The sequence below is a fragment of the Spirosoma horti genome (genome assembly GCF_054776595.1).
In genome coordinates this window covers 301,727-316,053 of record NZ_BAAHBQ010000008.1, presented here as the reverse complement: position 1 = coordinate 316,053, position 14,327 = coordinate 301,727, and the positions used below count along the sequence as shown (strand labels likewise).

Here is a 14,327-nt window from a genome sequence, read left to right as displayed (position 1 = left end):
ACACAAAGCAATTTACTTGTTTTAGACCTATAGTAAGGGATTTGGCCACTCCTTATTATAGCTAAACTGGGCAATTTTCCGGGTCTGAGCCGTTATTCTGAACCGATGAGCAATTCGCCGACCCACTACCCAGGCAATCTCACCACCCGAAATCAGGACAACGGTTTGCTCCCGTTCTGTGCGGCTTAGCTTTAGGTCATTCAATAAGTCACTGACTAATTTATGGCCTTTGAGCCCCAGCGGACGCAGTCTATCGCCCTGTTCCCACAGGCGAATATGGAGCGGAAAGGTAAGTTGATCAGCATCCAGACTGGCGATAGCTGGGTCTAGGGAAGGGATGAATCCGGCAGGCCTATCCATTACGTCAACCGTCAGTGTGCGTCCTTTCGATAGTTCTAGTACTTTTTCAGACCAATCAGTCAACAGGAAGTCAATAGTGACCTGTTCCGGTAACGCTTCGATGAGCAGCCCCGTTCGTTCACGCACTATACGATGCGTAACTGACTGAATAATCTGGCCGGTGGGTTTGTTCAGCATATCGGCGACTTGCCGTGCCTGTTCGGTTGTAAAACCCATTGGCTTCAACCATTCCATCAACCGAAACGCTCCTTCGGGCAAGCCCAGCAATTTTTCGGTTGGCAACAATATGCCTTCATTCCGAACTTCAGCAACAGCCTGCCAGGACCGGTCGAGCTCGGCGCGCATGAGCACTTCGGCTGATCGAAGTCGCTCAACAGTTCGAGGTAAAGTTTGCCATAAACCCGGATTGAGGTCATTGAGGATGGGAACTACATGGTGACGAACTCGATTGCGGGCGTAGGTATCATTCGCATTGGAGCTGTCTTCCCGGTACAGTAAACCTGCTTCGTTTACAAAAGTCGCCAGTTGGCCACGTGTCGCAAATAACAGTGGGCGAACGATCTGGTTTTGCCGTGCCAGAATTCCATGCAAACCCGCCAGACCCGTTCCACGCGTCAGATTGAGCAGAAGCGTTTCAAGTACATCATTTTTGTGATGCGCCGTCGCGACGTAAGGGTACGAATAGGTAGCAAGCAGTTGAGCAAACCAGGTGTAACGTAATTCACGGGCCGCCATCTGAATAGACAGTCCTCGTTCCTGCGCAAACGTCGTTGTATCGAAACGAGCAAGATGAAACGGAACCCCATAACGTTTTGCCATGTTTTCAACAAAAACGGCATCCCCGTCGGAATCTGAGGCCCGTAGCGTAAAATTAACGTGGGCAATTGCAAAGGGTTGACTAACTCGATGAAAAAGCTCCGCCATCACGACGGAATCCAATCCACCACTCACGGCCAGCAGTACCTGATCCGTTGATTCGAACAGGTGATTGTCGTTAATAAATCCTAAAAATTCCGTTTCCACCATATGGAGTCGGCCCTAAGCCGTAGTTTTGTCAGTATGATTCGTTTCTTTGCCGCTTTTCTTCTTCTCTGTTCATGGCTTGTTTCGGCTAATTCGCTGGCACAGGTTGGGCCTCCTTCGCCCGGTCGCCCAGTGGCACCGGGGAATGCAGCCGACAAAGTTGAGCTACTGCCCGGTGCTGACAGCCTGGTGGGTATGACAGTTCCAGGGCAGGTTGTTCGTAAAATATACAACAACGTCAGGTTTCGGCAAAAAGGGGTCCTGATGTTCTGTGACCTCGCCATTCAAAACGCAACCACTAACGTAATCGAAGCCTATGGCCATGTAAAGATCATACAAGGCGATACAATTACGGTTCAGGGGGATACCATGTTTTATTATGGCAACGTCCGTCAGGCAAACATGCGCGGTCGCGTGAGCATGCGTGACCGAAAAATGACGCTTACCACCGCTCACCTTGATTACGACATGCTGTCGGGCATTGCCCATTACCCAACGCCCGGCCGTATTGTGGACAAAGAAAATGTACTGACCAGTCGGGAGGGATATTATGACACCCGCAGCAAGCTGTTCACGTTCCGCCAAAACGTTCGACTGGTAAACCCCAAAGGTACCCTCACGGCTGATTCACTGCTCTACAATTCTCTGACCAGAATGGCAATTTTTCAGGGTCCTACCCGCATTACCAATAAAGATGGGGTGCTGACGGCCATTGAGGGTCAATACAATACAACGACGGGTATTTCAAATTTCCAGCGTCGGGCTACGGTCGAAACGCCTAAATACCGGCTCACTGGCGATAGCCTTTATTACGACAATGTTACCGAGTTGGGGATCGCCAAAGGAAACGTGATCATGGTTGCCAAGGACCGCCAGGCGATCATTCTGGGTGACCATGTCCGTTATAACGGAAAAGCAGGCATTTCGCGGGTGACAGGCCACCCGGTAGCCAAAAGTCTGGCAAATGAGACGACAAAGGACACTCTTTACCTGCGGGCTGATACCTTGTTTTCTTTCGATAATAAAGTAACAAATACGCGTCGGTTGCTAGGTCAGAAAAACGTATTTCTGTACAAATCGGATCTTCAGAGCAAATGTGATTCGCTCATTTACGACACGGCCGACTCGACTATTTATTTCTATAAAAAACCAATCGTCTGGAGTCAGAATAAATACCAGATGGAAGCCGATTCAATGCGGGCCGTGATGAAAAATAACAAAATTCACACGCTGTTTTTAAAGACAAAATCATTCGTTATTTCCCTGGATACACTCAAGAATTATAACCAGATTAAGGGGAGAACGGTAACGGCTTATTTTGCTACAAAAATTGTATCGACAACCGTTACCAGCGCCGATTTGCCCGTCTCAACGACAACCGCTGCGGGTAGTGCACCGCATTCTGTTTCAGCCCTTGCAACAAAACTGCCCCTTAAGCGCTTATTGACTCCTAAAGGTGGGTCACCTGTTTCAACAACCGTTTTGCATCAGGAGCAGACTGTGCTTGATCGGGTTCTTGTTGAAGGAAATGGACAGAGCCTTTATTACGCGGTTGATGAAAAAAATAAATTGATTGGTTTGAATCACGTTGAATCAAGCCGAATGAATATTGAATTTAATGATAATAAAGTGGGGAAGATTCGATTTTACGGCCATCCGGATTCACAACTCATACCTCCGAAAGAATTAACACCAGAGGTTCAACAACTGGATGGATTCCGCTGGCGCGAGGCTGAAAAGCCAACAAAAAATCAGGTTTTATGGCTTGAAAAGCCGCCAGCCGAACAACCGGTAATTAGAAAACCATTAAAAAACAAAGGAACAATTAAACCTTTAGCTCAAAAATTGGTTCAAAAGACTATTAATTGACCAATTGAAACTATTAATTCACTCATTTAACAATTTTTTAGACAATAGCCCGTTGACTTTGTCTTTTAAGATGAATAGGTTTGTGGTGAATACATGCGTACATGAAGTAGACTTACATGAAACAAACTATACTTATTGGTGTATTGATGGGCTTGCTAACGGCAACGATCCCGCTTCAGGCGCAAGTCGCCCAGCGAGATTCGGACGCCCGTAAAGGAAGCCGACTCGAACTGGGTCGTACCTCATCCGTACGCAAAACAACGACGGGCTTACCGGCACAACGCTTTTCGATTGCCGCAAACCCAACGTTGTCCGGGCTTGACCGGTCAATGACACTGCACAAAAACAGCGCGATCAATGAGCATTACCGCTCTCTGTTGATGGCTCGTTCAGGTACTAAAGCCACAACGATCGACAATACGCCAGCAGTTGAAAGTGCAGCCCGACCAGCGGCTTCCGTGCAGGAAGGTAAGACAGAAAACAGGTTATATACAGCGGATAAACTGTGGGTATCCAATGCCTATCCAAATCCTGCCGACGACGTTGCTGAACTGGATTATCAGTTTACTGGCGCGGGTGAGGCAAAGTTGGTTCTGTTAAACGTATTAGGAGCACCCATTGCCGAATATGAACTCGAACGAAATGCCAATAGAGTTCGGATTGGAACCCGTCTGCTGGATACAGGTTATTATTTATACCAACTCTCGATAGATGGCAAGAAAGTGGCGACCAAACGATTGCTCGTTCGCCACCAATAAGGTCGGCCTATTATGTTAAAATAGCATAAACAGACCAGGTCAACACTCATTTTAAGAACTATAGCAGGCTACATCGTCGTTTTAACGGTGTAGCCTCTATTTTTTTTGTATCTTTGCAAACATATGCAACACCGTCATATTGGTAAGATTCTGTTGGGGATTTGGGTAGCGTTTCTACTTGGATCATGTAGCCCGTTTTCAAAACTACAGAAAAGTGGGAGCGATGACGAAAAGTACAAAGGTGCCATACAGTACTATAAAAAAGGAGACTGGTACCGGGCAGGATTACTATTCGAAGAGTTAATTCCCGTATTGAAAGGCAGCACCGAGTCGGAAATGGCTCAGTTCTATTACGCCTACACGCAATATCAGCAGCAGCAGTATTTGCTTAGTGCTACGCTGTTCAAGAAATTTTATGAAACGTTTGCCCGTTCTGACTACGCTCAGGAAGCTATGTATATGTATGCTTACTCGCTGTATAAAGATACGCCCTCGTTTAACCTTGACCAGTCAAATACCTTAACGGCGACATCGGCTCTTCAGGACTTTATTAACGCCTACCCCGACAGCAAGTACAAAGATGAATCGACCAAACTGATTCTTGAACTGCGCGGGAAGCTGGAACGAAAGGCCTACGAAAAAGCCAAACTGTATTACAAAACCAGCGGCTTTAACATTGCCTCCTATAAGTCATCCGTTATTGCCATTAATAACTTTCAAAAGGAGTTTCCGGATTCAGAATACAATGAAGAACTGGCATTTCTAAAGGTTGATGCCGAATTCAGTCTGGCTCAAAACAGCCTGGAAACTAAACAGAAGGAACGTTATCAGGAAGCCATCAGTTATCACCAGGCATTTATCGATAAATACCCTAATAGTCAATTCCTGAAGCAGTCGGAGAAAATGTTTGAAACCAGCCAGAAAGAGATTGAACGGCTGGATAAGCTGGAGCAGGAACGTGAAAAGGAAAAAGAACGCTTAAAAGATGCCAACCGCCCGGCAAAGGTGACGGCAGCCAATTAACACAGGATACGGTTTGAGGCTTTGCAGCGAAAAACCCTGGCAATACAAGTACCGTATACTATAAACCAAATACCGAGATTTAATCATTATGGCAACAAATCCATCGATTATTACCCGCAATAGCGACAAAATCGCGGGCCAAACCGGGAATCTGTACGAATCGGTATCGATCATTTCGAAACGTGCTCGTCAGATTGCAACGAAAAACAAAGAAGAGTTAAGTAACAAATTGTCGGAATTCGTTTCGGCAGTTGACAACCTCGAAGAAGTTTTTGAAAACCGCGAACAAATCGAAATTTCGAAGTTTTACGAGCGTATGCCGAAGCCAACCTCCATTGCAACGGATGAGTTTCTGGAAGGCAAAGTCTACTGGCGTTATAGCGAAGACGACGCTCAACAGTAATACACATGGTATACCCATTTCAATGACCGCACGGTATACGCTGTGCGGTCATTGGTGTTTTAGTAGGCTGGCGTTAACGCCATACCGCACAACTAGTTGCGATTCTTCAATCAACCCTTTCTATGTCAGTAGCGGGCAAGCGAATTCTTTTAGGTGTTACAGGTAGCATTTCAGCTTACAAATCGGCGTTGCTGGTGCGACTATTGATAAAAGCAGGGGCCGACGTGCAGGTCGTTATGACCGATTCGGCCCACCAGTTTATAACACCCCTCACGCTGAGCACCTTGTCAAAAAGGCCCGTGCTATCCGCCTTTGTGAATACCCCTAATGATCGCCCTGGCGATGGCATTTGGAACAATCATGTCGAACTTGGCTTATGGGCCGATGCGCTTGTGATAGCACCCGCATCGGCCCATACACTCGCCCGCTGCGCGACAGGCCTTTGCGATGATTTATTATCAGCCATTTACCTATCGGCCCGTTGCCCCGTCTTTTTTGCTCCGGCAATGGACGTTGATATGTATCACCACCCGACTACGACTGACAACCTGCGTCGGCTCGACTCATTCGGTAATCACATCATACGGGCTGAACACGGCGAACTGGCCAGTGGCCTGATTGGCGAAGGCCGGTTGGCTGAGCCGGAAAACATTCTGGAGAAACTCAATAACTTTTGGGCAGAGGTTCCTCAACAAGCAACGTTGTCTGGAAAGCGGGTATTGATAACGGCAGGCCCCACGCAGGAACCTATTGACCCCGTGCGATACATCAGCAACCACTCAACTGGCAAAATGGGCTATGCGATTGCCAACGCTTTTTCTAAAGCTGGTGCATCGGTTGTCCTGGTGAGTGGACCAACGACACTGCCCCTCCCAAATCCGTCTATTCAGCGGGTAAATGTTCGAACGGCCCAGGAAATGTTCGAGGCTACAGAAACCGCCTTTTCCGATGCAGACATTGTGGTGTTGAGCGCGGCCGTTGCCGATTATACTCCTGCTCACCCCGCTGATCGGAAAATAAAGAAGAAAGAAACGTTCTTTTCGCTTGAACTAACCAAGACCACGGACATTGCCGCTACGCTTGGCTCCCGTAAACGGCCTGGTCAATTGATGATGGGTTTTGCTCTGGAAACGGATAATGAGCGCGACAATGCGTTGAAAAAACTTTACGCTAAAAACTTAGACTGGATTGTGTTAAATTCACTTCGCGATTCCGGAGCGGGCTTTGGGCACGACACCAACAAAATCACCGTTATTGATAAAGACGAACAAATCCATGACTTTGCGTTAAAATCGAAAGATGAGGTGGCACAGGATTTGGTAGGTTTAGTGATAAAATCGCTCTGATAAACAGACGTATAGCGACTACAAGGCTAGAGATAATGAAAGCAATACGAATCGTCCTGCTGTTGAGTTGCCTGATTGGTTCAGTTCAGGCACAGGAGTTGAATTGCCAGGTAACCGTCAATTCAGATCAGTTATTTGCCCAACAAAAAACTGATTTTGCTTATTTAAACCAATTGAAGGGGATTATAACCGAATTCATGAATAACCGGCGCTGGAGCAATGATCAGTTTGGCGTTTCGGAACGCATAAACTGCTCGTTGAATATAAACCTGCTAAAGTCATTGACACAGGGGGTATTTGAAGCCACTGCCCAGATTACGGTTACGCGACCCGTGTATGGTACAAACTACGAAACAACCACCTTTACGTATGTTGACCGGGCTTTCAACTTCGTTTATTTGCCGACAACGCCTGTCTATTTCCGGGATAATCAGTTTTCGGATGATTTGACTTCCCTCCTGGCCTTTTATGCCAATGTGATTCTGGCTGTCGATTATGACACGTTCAGTAGGCAGGGTGGCAATCCGTATGTACAACGGGCTTATACGATTACAAACCTGGCCCAGCAAGGGTCAGCCAATGGCGCCTGGCAAAACGGGGGGGATCGCCGAAATCGGTATTGGCTAATCGAAAATATGCAGAATCAACAGCTGATTCCGTTTCGGGATGGACTCTACACCTATCATCGGCAAGGGCTGGATGTTTTTGCTGCGAACCCTGTACAGGCCCGTAAACAGGTACTTACCTTGCTGTCTACCATCCGAACGGTTGGTTTGCAGTTGCCAAACTCCGTCCTGATCAGTTCGTTCTTCGAGGCTAAATCGCAGGAGCTATACAACATACTGTATGAAGGAACGCCCACGGAGCGAAAGCAAGCGTTCGATTTACTTTCTTACCTGGATCCGGGTAAGACCGAAAACTATCGGAAATTAATCCAGTAACGGGTTATCAGGGAGTAAATTTACCTTTATCGCTGTTACCTATTTACTGCTAACCATCACTGATTTTGCTTTCGCATTTACTCATAAAAAACTATGCGTTAATTGACGAACTCGAACTTTCGCCCGACCGAGAACTTAACATCGTTACGGGCGAAACAGGAGCCGGAAAGTCAATTATATTAGGGGCTATCGGATTGCTACTTGGCAATCGGGCCGATACGCGCGTGCTGTATAACCCCGAACAGAAATGTATCATCGAGGGCACCATTGGAGTTTCCGGCTACCAGATCGAACGAATCTTTGAAGAAGAGGAACTGGATTATTCGGATTCCTGCATTGTTCGTCGCGAGATTGGCGTGAGTGGAAAGTCACGTGCGTTTGTCAATGATACGCCCGTCAATCTGGAAACGCTTCGGCGTGTCACAAGCCAGATGATGGACATTCACTCGCAGCACGATTCGGTTTTGCTCGGCTCTAATGAATATCAGTTAGAGATTGTGGACACTTACGCCCAAAACGAGGGGCAACTCCGCGCCTACCGGGCCGATTATCAAACCTATCGGGCAAAAAAATCACATTACGATCAGCTACAGACCGAAGCATCGGCTATGCGTAAGGAGTTCGACTACAATAACTTCCTGTACGAAGAGCTGGTAAAAGCACAGTTGCTGCCCGATGAGCAGGAATCACTCGAACAGGAATTGACAATACTTGAAAACGCCGAAGACATAAAGGAACGTCTTCAGGTAGCGTATGAATACCTGGATAATACGGAACAGTCAGTCATTGATTTTTTGAAAGGTACCGTCAGTAACCTGGCCTATATCAGTAAACTGTCGAATCAGTACGAGCAACTTCTGCAACGGGCACAGAGCAGCCTGATTGAATTGCGAGATTTGGCGGATGAAATCAGTGTTGAACAGGATCGTGTTGATATCGATGATACCCGCGCCGAAACCATTCGCGAACGGCTGAATCTGATGTATCAACTTCAGACCAAACACCAGGCAAAAGACGTGGCGGCTCTGATTGCGTTGCGGAATGAGCTTGGCCTGAAAGTGAGCAAAGTGTTAAATCTGGATGATGCCCTGGCGGATGCAAAAGCCCAGACCGACGAGGCCCGTGCCCAGCTTCAAAGCAGCGCTAGCGCCTTATCGACTTCCCGAAATGCTGTTTTGCAACCTATAGAAACCCAAATCGGCCAGTTGCTGAATGATCTCGGTATGCCCAATGCCTCCTTGAAAATTCATGCCGAAACCGGTAAGCCCACGACTACGGGTGTCGATACGATTTCGTTCCTATTCAGTGCAAATAAAGGCGTTAAGCCCCAACAGTTAAAAAACGTGGCATCGGGAGGTGAGTTTTCGCGGCTGATGATGGCCATCAAATACATACTGGCCAGCAAACGCTCTTTACCTACCATCGTCTTCGACGAAATCGACGCGGGTGTATCGGGCGAAATTGCGATTAAAATGGGCAACATGATGCGTGATATGGCTCATAACCACCAGATTATAGCTATCACGCACCTCCATCAGATAGCTGGTCAGGGTACAGCGCACTACTTTGTTTACAAAGATCACTCAGCGGCTAAAACGGTCAGTCGTATAAAAAAATTAACTCTGGAGGAGCGCGTCAATGAGATCGCCCAGATGATTGGCGGTAAGAATCCGTCGGCCAGTGCGCTTAAGAACGCTCGTGAAATTCTGAAACAACGAGCCGCTTCAACGGCCCGATGACGTACGTTGCGTCAACTGACCTGACGCAACGTACGTCATACTATCGAATAAACCACCTATTTGTAATGCATAAACGCCTATTTCTGCTTACCAGTCTCCTTACTTTTTCTGTTTTTTTGGGCGCTTGCCATTCCGACGATGATACGGTTAAAGAAACAGAAAACGAAGTGTTTGCCATTCACGACGAAGTGATGCCCAAGATCGATGACATCATGAAGTTGCGAAAACAGTTAAAAAATCGCATCGCTTCCCTCGACAGTCTTAAAGCCAGCGGCTCAGCAGCGGCCACCCTCCGCACCGATGAAGAAAAAGAACAAGCCAGTCGATTGCACCGCAATCTGGATGTTGCCGATAGCCTGATGATGGATTGGATGGGTCATTACAACGGTGATACGCTCGCTAAACTATCCTCCGACGATGCATTACGCTATTTAAACGGTCAGAAAGACCAAATTTCCGATGTCAAAACAAAAGTCAATACCAGTATTGAACAAGCTCGCCAGTTTCTGGGGAAGAAATAACAATTGGCTCGTCATCGCCGGCCTGCTTAGTATGCTTGCTTCCTGTAAGTCAACAGACGGTAAACTACCCATTTTGGGCCAGCGGGAAGCCGTTACTAAAACAGTTGATGGTAAATCCGTGACCGATTCCGTTTACCAGTCCATTCCAGATTTCAAGTTTGTCAGTCAATACGGCGATACCGTTACGGCTAAAACCGTCGATAACAAAATTTACGTAGCCGATTTCTTCTTCACCAGTTGTCCGACAATTTGCCCTAAAATGAAGGTGCAATTGAAACGGGTCTATGAGAAGTTCAAGGGTAACCCCGACGTAATGCTGCTGTCGCACACCATCGACCCGGCGCACGATTCGGTACCGGTGCTCAAGGAGTTTGCGCAAAATCTGGGCGTAACGGGTAAGCAGTGGTTGTTTGTTACCGGCGACCGCGAAAAAATCTATGACATCGGCCAGAACAGTTATATGGTAACGGCTCAGGCCGATTCAACAGCGCCGGGGGGCGTTGTTCATAGTGGTGCATTTATTCTGGTCGACAAAGCCAAACACATACGGGGAATTTATGATGGTACTACCGAAGCTGGCGTCGACAAATTAATGACCGACATGAATCGGTTGCTAGCCGAGTATAAACAATGAACAAACGCCAGAGCGGGTTTATCGGTATTCTTTTTGTCATTATTACCATTCTGTCGTGTCAAACCGACGAAGAAATTAAGCGGCAGCGGTACATTACAGAGGGCATTCTGGTTTTCAAGAACAACTGCGCCAACTGCCACCAGGACAAGGGACAGGGAGTTGCCTCCCTGTATCCGCCCATTGCCGGATCAGATTATTTAGTGAACAAAAACAAGGTGATCTGTCTGATCAGGTATGGCCAGCAGGACCGTATTGTGGTCAATGGCAAGGCCTATAATCGGCCAATGCCCGCACAGCCTCAGCTTAGTGATCTGGAAGTGGCTGAGTTAATTACCTATATGTATAATGAATGGGGAGGAGAAACGAAATTAACGAATGTAAAAGCTGTTACACCCATTCTGAATGAGTGCAAAAAGTAAGTACTAGCCGACACAGGTCAAATTCCGCCTTCCATGTTGAATATGCCCGTTGGCTTTCGGATCGAATATTGACTAAAGTCCTGATTGGCGTCCAGTCCAATCCCGTAGAGTTTTTCTCCGGTTAACTGGCTTAAAATGGTCACTCGTTTATCGGTAAACACTTTTTTGGTTTGTGGTTTCCAGTTTAGCTCCGGCGTGAGTAGCTTTTCCTGCTTTTGCTTGTTAACGACGACCACATTCCCCATGACAATATACAAGTCTTTGGCCTTGTCATAACGGCCGGAGTCGGATCGGATGGTCGTAATTTCCTCCCCTGCCGGGCTATAAAAAATGATATAGACCGGTTTAGGATAACGTCGATCTTCATTCGTATATCGAAACTGCTTAGCCGTAGTCAGCTTGACTTTTAACTTAGCCGCTTCGCTATAAAGCAGCTTGACATCATTGATTTCTTCAATGGGCCCCGAGTAAGGATTTACTTTTTTTGCCTGCTTTTTTTCTTCGCAGGCCGCCAGAGATAGCACCAGAAGAATAATGAACACTGAGTAAAAAACAGCGCTCAGCCCTTCGGTACATCTGCTTTTCTTTCTGGATTCTACTTTTTCCATTTAAGTCGTTGATGCTGTCAGATAAACTATCTTTTTCCCAAAAATGGTCCTTATTCGCCGATGTTTACTACCGGGCAGCAGACAAAAAGCAGATGTCCGCAGAAAATGGTCTACGTACATCTGCTTTTCATCAGCGAGAAAGGCTATTTAGTCGCAATGGGTAACCGGACAATTAGTCAATGACTGTTTTCCGGAACCAAACGTCATTCAATGAGAAGCCAATGCCTATTCGGACGTACTGCTCCTTGATTTGCGTACCGGTCAGCGCGCCCCGCTGCCCACCAACCAGCGAGAGCGTTACGTGATTGACATAATAAGCGCCCAGAGGAATGGATACACCCAGGCTACCATTTATGTCAGTAAGTTGTGAGCCATTCGTCTGGTACGGAAGTTTATTATACTGAAAGCCAGCCCGATAGGTAATTAAATCACGGTAGCGGTTCGATGTGGGCTTCGGCGTATACTCCACCCCGGCCCCAACATTCATGGCATCGGCAAGATTACCCGGTTTGTTGTCAGCGGTACGGTATTCACTCCATTTCTGAAAGCCAGCGTCCACGCCAATCAGTAACGTGTTTCCTTTTTCAATGCTTACGCCAAAATGCATCTGCTGGGGCAATGTTGATAGGGCATTGGAATTGAGACGCGCCGTATCAGGCGCTGCGATAGCCTGTCCAGATAGGGTTGTCTGCTGATAGATGTCCGTTTGCGTTGCCTTAACCCGTATTTTGGGGTCGTAGGTAGCTCCAACGTTAAGTGTCCATGTATCATTCAGTTTGGGCCGCCAGGCAGCGCCTAATTTATAAACAATATCACTATAATTGGCTCTATTTAAATGAGTTACGAGTATATCTCCGGAGTTACTAAGTGCCGCCCGTGCATCTGACGAGTTGGTGATGTTCCCAAATAGAAAAGAAGCCTCAACACCCGCGTAGATATTTTTTGTCAGTCGGAATCCATTGGCAAATGTCGCCTTGTTCAACCCTCCCTTACCCGTGTAATTGTATACAGCCGTATAAGCCGTGCCGGGCACAGCCTCCACGCGTTGAATATTATAATTGACGTACGTGTATGGTTTCAGGTTCAATGAGATGTTCCAGCGGCTGTTGGCTGGGAAAGACAACGCCAGATAGCCCAGGTTACCAGCGAAATTACTCTGGGTCTTCAGATCGTTACTAATATTTTGCTTGATGGTTTTCGATTGACTCATCAAGCCGACTTCAAATACGGTAAAACGCGACCGACGAGCCAGCAAAGCGGGATTTTGCAAATTCAGATAGAATGGATTGGCGTTACTGACGCCTACATCACCCATGCCCATGTTTGTTATATTACCGGGGCTGTATAGTTCACCAATGCCCTGGGCAGAATAAGGGGAGTTACCTAATCCCTGCGCCAATACCATCGGCGATGTCGCGGCAACAGCCAGCAAACTATGCGTTAACGTCTGGCGTATTCGCTTGTAAATTCTCAACATTATAGCTTAAAATTCGATTCAACCCAATCAGAACCAATTCAGGTACCACAAATATCGGCGGTTTAAGACGACTTTCAAAGGAAGACGCATCACCCCCGCACACCAGAACCACAATCCCCGGTCGTTCCCGACGATAGTTTTCAATTATACCATTCATTTCAAACGCCAATCCGTTCAGTACGCCACTCTGCATGGCCTGGATGGTATTCTTCGCCGTTAGCGTAGGCCAGAACTGATCGACCTCCGTAGGTAGCTCTACGAGTGGAAGGCGGGCGGTTTGCTCGTGCATGGCTCGAAAACGCATCCGCAGTCCGGGAGAAATCAGCCCCCCCTGAAAAACAGCGTCCTGATCGACAAGATCGGCCGTCAGGCAAGTACCCAGATCAAGTATCAGACAAGCCTGATCCGGAAACAGCGTAACGGCACCCACTGCAGCCGCCACCCGGTCGGCACCCAGGGTAGCTGGTGTGTCATAGCCTTTACGTATGGGTACAGCCGTTTGGCTGTCCAACACCCAGAAATCGGAACCCAGCTCCGTTAACTGACGGCGAATATCACTACCGGGACGACTCGTCGACGAGACCAGTACGTGTCTGGCGGGACGCCTGCTAAAGTCCGCCATTAGTGCATCGGGCGATTCATACCGGTTAACGTCAACCAGCTCCTGCCCCCGAAACCAGCCCGTTTTCAGGCTCGAATTACCCCAGTCGATAACCAGGTTCAATTCTGTCGAAAAAATGGTATGCGGCTGTTCTGTTTCCATTCGTATCTGGTAGAGTCAACGCTTGTTTAGACGACAAAATTTGTCGTGCGGCCTCGTTTTAAGCTTTTTTAACGACAGATTATATTTTAACGAATTTCGAATAATATCAAAAAAATGGAAACATTTATTAGCCTCTAACGTTATGTTGGTAAAACCGGAACAAAATACTACCTTTGCTACCATCAATCTGGTCGGCGGGTAGTGCTTCTACCAAAGCAGCAATCTGTAGCTACGGCAGGCCTCCGTTTTCCAAACGTTTTAACAACCTCCACGTCTGGCCCCACCAGGTGGTTGTGTTTGGATTAAGCAGATCACCCCAATTCATATTTTTGATTTATTTCATCACGTAATTACTTGAATTTGTTGAGGTTAACTTGGTTTATTAAATCAATTACCCTTCTCGCGGGCATCCATTAACATGCCAACTTGACCGCCAAAACGGC

14 protein-coding genes are annotated in these 14,327 nt (G+C 47.2%); 10 read left to right on the top strand and 4 right to left on the bottom strand.

Going from position 1 to position 14,327, the window contains the following annotated elements; all coding sequences use genetic code 11:
- Positions 1 to 27: 27 nt before the first annotated feature.
- The gene (gene tilS / locus ACYVAM_RS24995) at positions 28 to 1,386 is read right to left on the bottom strand and encodes a tRNA lysidine(34) synthetase TilS (RefSeq protein ID WP_461072182.1); all 1,359 of its coding nucleotides are present in this window, start codon (positions 1,384 to 1,386) and stop codon (positions 28 to 30) included.
- A 33-nt stretch (positions 1,387 to 1,419) separates the two neighbouring features.
- On the opposite strand from tilS, the gene ACYVAM_RS24990 reads away from it, so the two are divergent.
- The 10 genes from ACYVAM_RS24990 (at position 1,420) to ACYVAM_RS24945 (ending at position 11,036) form a co-directional block, all read left to right on the top strand.
- The gene (locus ACYVAM_RS24990; RefSeq protein ID WP_461072180.1) at positions 1,420 to 3,252 is read left to right on the top strand and encodes an OstA-like protein; all 1,833 of its coding nucleotides are present in this window, start codon (positions 1,420 to 1,422) and stop codon (positions 3,250 to 3,252) included.
- Between the two features lie 116 nt (positions 3,253 to 3,368).
- On the top strand, positions 3,369 to 4,010 hold the full coding sequence (locus ACYVAM_RS24985) for a T9SS type A sorting domain-containing protein (RefSeq protein ID WP_461072178.1): 642 nt from the start codon (positions 3,369 to 3,371) through the stop codon (positions 4,008 to 4,010).
- Between the two features lie 123 nt (positions 4,011 to 4,133).
- Complete coding sequence (locus tag ACYVAM_RS24980) at positions 4,134 to 5,033, top strand: outer membrane protein assembly factor BamD (RefSeq protein ID WP_461072176.1); 900 nt, start codon at positions 4,134 to 4,136, stop codon at positions 5,031 to 5,033.
- Between the two features lie 88 nt (positions 5,034 to 5,121).
- Complete coding sequence (locus ACYVAM_RS24975) at positions 5,122 to 5,436, top strand: DNA-directed RNA polymerase subunit omega (protein WP_461072174.1); 315 nt, start codon at positions 5,122 to 5,124, stop codon at positions 5,434 to 5,436.
- Between the two features lie 122 nt (positions 5,437 to 5,558).
- Positions 5,559 to 6,782 carry a bifunctional phosphopantothenoylcysteine decarboxylase/phosphopantothenate--cysteine ligase CoaBC gene (gene coaBC / locus ACYVAM_RS24970; protein ID WP_461072172.1) on the top strand — a complete coding sequence of 408 codons (1,224 nt, stop codon included), beginning with the start codon at positions 5,559 to 5,561 and terminating at the stop codon, positions 6,780 to 6,782.
- Between the two features lie 35 nt (positions 6,783 to 6,817).
- The gene (gene porD / locus ACYVAM_RS24965) at positions 6,818 to 7,723 is read left to right on the top strand and encodes a type IX secretion system protein PorD (protein ID WP_461072170.1); all 906 of its coding nucleotides are present in this window, start codon (positions 6,818 to 6,820) and stop codon (positions 7,721 to 7,723) included.
- A gap of 65 nt (positions 7,724 to 7,788) precedes the next feature.
- Positions 7,789 to 9,462 (top strand): DNA repair protein RecN, encoded by a 1,674-nt coding sequence (gene recN, locus ACYVAM_RS24960; protein ID WP_461072168.1) that lies wholly within the window; start codon positions 7,789 to 7,791, stop codon positions 9,460 to 9,462.
- 65 nt (positions 9,463 to 9,527) lie between these two features.
- Positions 9,528 to 9,983, top strand: coding sequence for a viral A-type inclusion protein (locus ACYVAM_RS24955; protein WP_461072166.1), 456 nt, complete (start codon positions 9,528 to 9,530; stop codon positions 9,981 to 9,983).
- A gap of 31 nt (positions 9,984 to 10,014) precedes the next feature.
- Entirely contained in the window at positions 10,015 to 10,617 is a 603-nt protein-coding gene (locus tag ACYVAM_RS24950; protein WP_461072164.1) for an SCO family protein, read from the top strand.
- Positions 10,614 to 11,036: a c-type cytochrome gene (locus ACYVAM_RS24945; protein WP_461072162.1), complete on the top strand. Its 423-nt coding sequence runs from the start codon at positions 10,614 to 10,616 to the stop codon at positions 11,034 to 11,036. The genes ACYVAM_RS24950 and ACYVAM_RS24945 overlap by 4 nt, the downstream gene beginning before the upstream one ends.
- A 17-nt stretch (positions 11,037 to 11,053) precedes the next feature.
- Here the strand turns inward: ACYVAM_RS24945 and lptC are convergent, their stop codons facing one another.
- From lptC to ACYVAM_RS24930, 3 genes are all read right to left on the bottom strand, one after another.
- Entirely contained in the window at positions 11,054 to 11,644 is a 591-nt protein-coding gene (gene lptC / locus ACYVAM_RS24940; RefSeq protein ID WP_461072160.1) for an LPS export ABC transporter periplasmic protein LptC, read from the bottom strand.
- 172 nt (positions 11,645 to 11,816) lie between these two features.
- Positions 11,817 to 13,121: a hypothetical protein gene (locus ACYVAM_RS24935; RefSeq protein ID WP_461072158.1), complete on the bottom strand. Its 1,305-nt coding sequence runs from the start codon at positions 13,119 to 13,121 to the stop codon at positions 11,817 to 11,819.
- Positions 13,078 to 13,884, bottom strand: coding sequence for a type III pantothenate kinase (locus ACYVAM_RS24930; RefSeq protein WP_461072156.1), 807 nt, complete (start codon positions 13,882 to 13,884; stop codon positions 13,078 to 13,080). The genes ACYVAM_RS24935 and ACYVAM_RS24930 overlap by 44 nt, the downstream gene beginning before the upstream one ends.
- Between the last annotated feature and the right edge of the window lie 443 nt (positions 13,885 to 14,327).

Excerpts from the sequence above, each read along its gene's own strand:
- tilS (WP_461072182.1), bottom strand. The coding sequence starts at position 1,386 with ATGGTGGAAACGGAATTTTTAGGATTTATTAACGACAATCACCTGTTC.
- ACYVAM_RS24990 (WP_461072180.1), top strand. The coding sequence starts at position 1,420 with ATGATTCGTTTCTTTGCCGCTTTTCTTCTTCTCTGTTCATGGCTTGTT.
- ACYVAM_RS24985 (WP_461072178.1), top strand. The coding sequence starts at position 3,369 with ATGAAACAAACTATACTTATTGGTGTATTGATGGGCTTGCTAACGGCA.
- ACYVAM_RS24980 (WP_461072176.1), top strand. The coding sequence starts at position 4,134 with ATGCAACACCGTCATATTGGTAAGATTCTGTTGGGGATTTGGGTAGCG.
- ACYVAM_RS24975 (WP_461072174.1), top strand. The coding sequence starts at position 5,122 with ATGGCAACAAATCCATCGATTATTACCCGCAATAGCGACAAAATCGCG.
- coaBC (WP_461072172.1), top strand. The coding sequence starts at position 5,559 with ATGTCAGTAGCGGGCAAGCGAATTCTTTTAGGTGTTACAGGTAGCATT.
- porD (WP_461072170.1), top strand. The coding sequence starts at position 6,818 with ATGAAAGCAATACGAATCGTCCTGCTGTTGAGTTGCCTGATTGGTTCA.
- ACYVAM_RS24955 (WP_461072166.1), top strand. The coding sequence starts at position 9,528 with ATGCATAAACGCCTATTTCTGCTTACCAGTCTCCTTACTTTTTCTGTT.
- ACYVAM_RS24950 (WP_461072164.1), top strand. The coding sequence starts at position 10,015 with ATGCTTGCTTCCTGTAAGTCAACAGACGGTAAACTACCCATTTTGGGC.
- ACYVAM_RS24945 (WP_461072162.1), top strand. The coding sequence starts at position 10,614 with ATGAACAAACGCCAGAGCGGGTTTATCGGTATTCTTTTTGTCATTATT.
- lptC (WP_461072160.1), bottom strand. The coding sequence starts at position 11,644 with ATGGAAAAAGTAGAATCCAGAAAGAAAAGCAGATGTACCGAAGGGCTG.
- ACYVAM_RS24935 (WP_461072158.1), bottom strand. The coding sequence starts at position 13,121 with ATGTTGAGAATTTACAAGCGAATACGCCAGACGTTAACGCATAGTTTG.
- ACYVAM_RS24930 (WP_461072156.1), bottom strand. The coding sequence starts at position 13,884 with ATGGAAACAGAACAGCCGCATACCATTTTTTCGACAGAATTGAACCTG.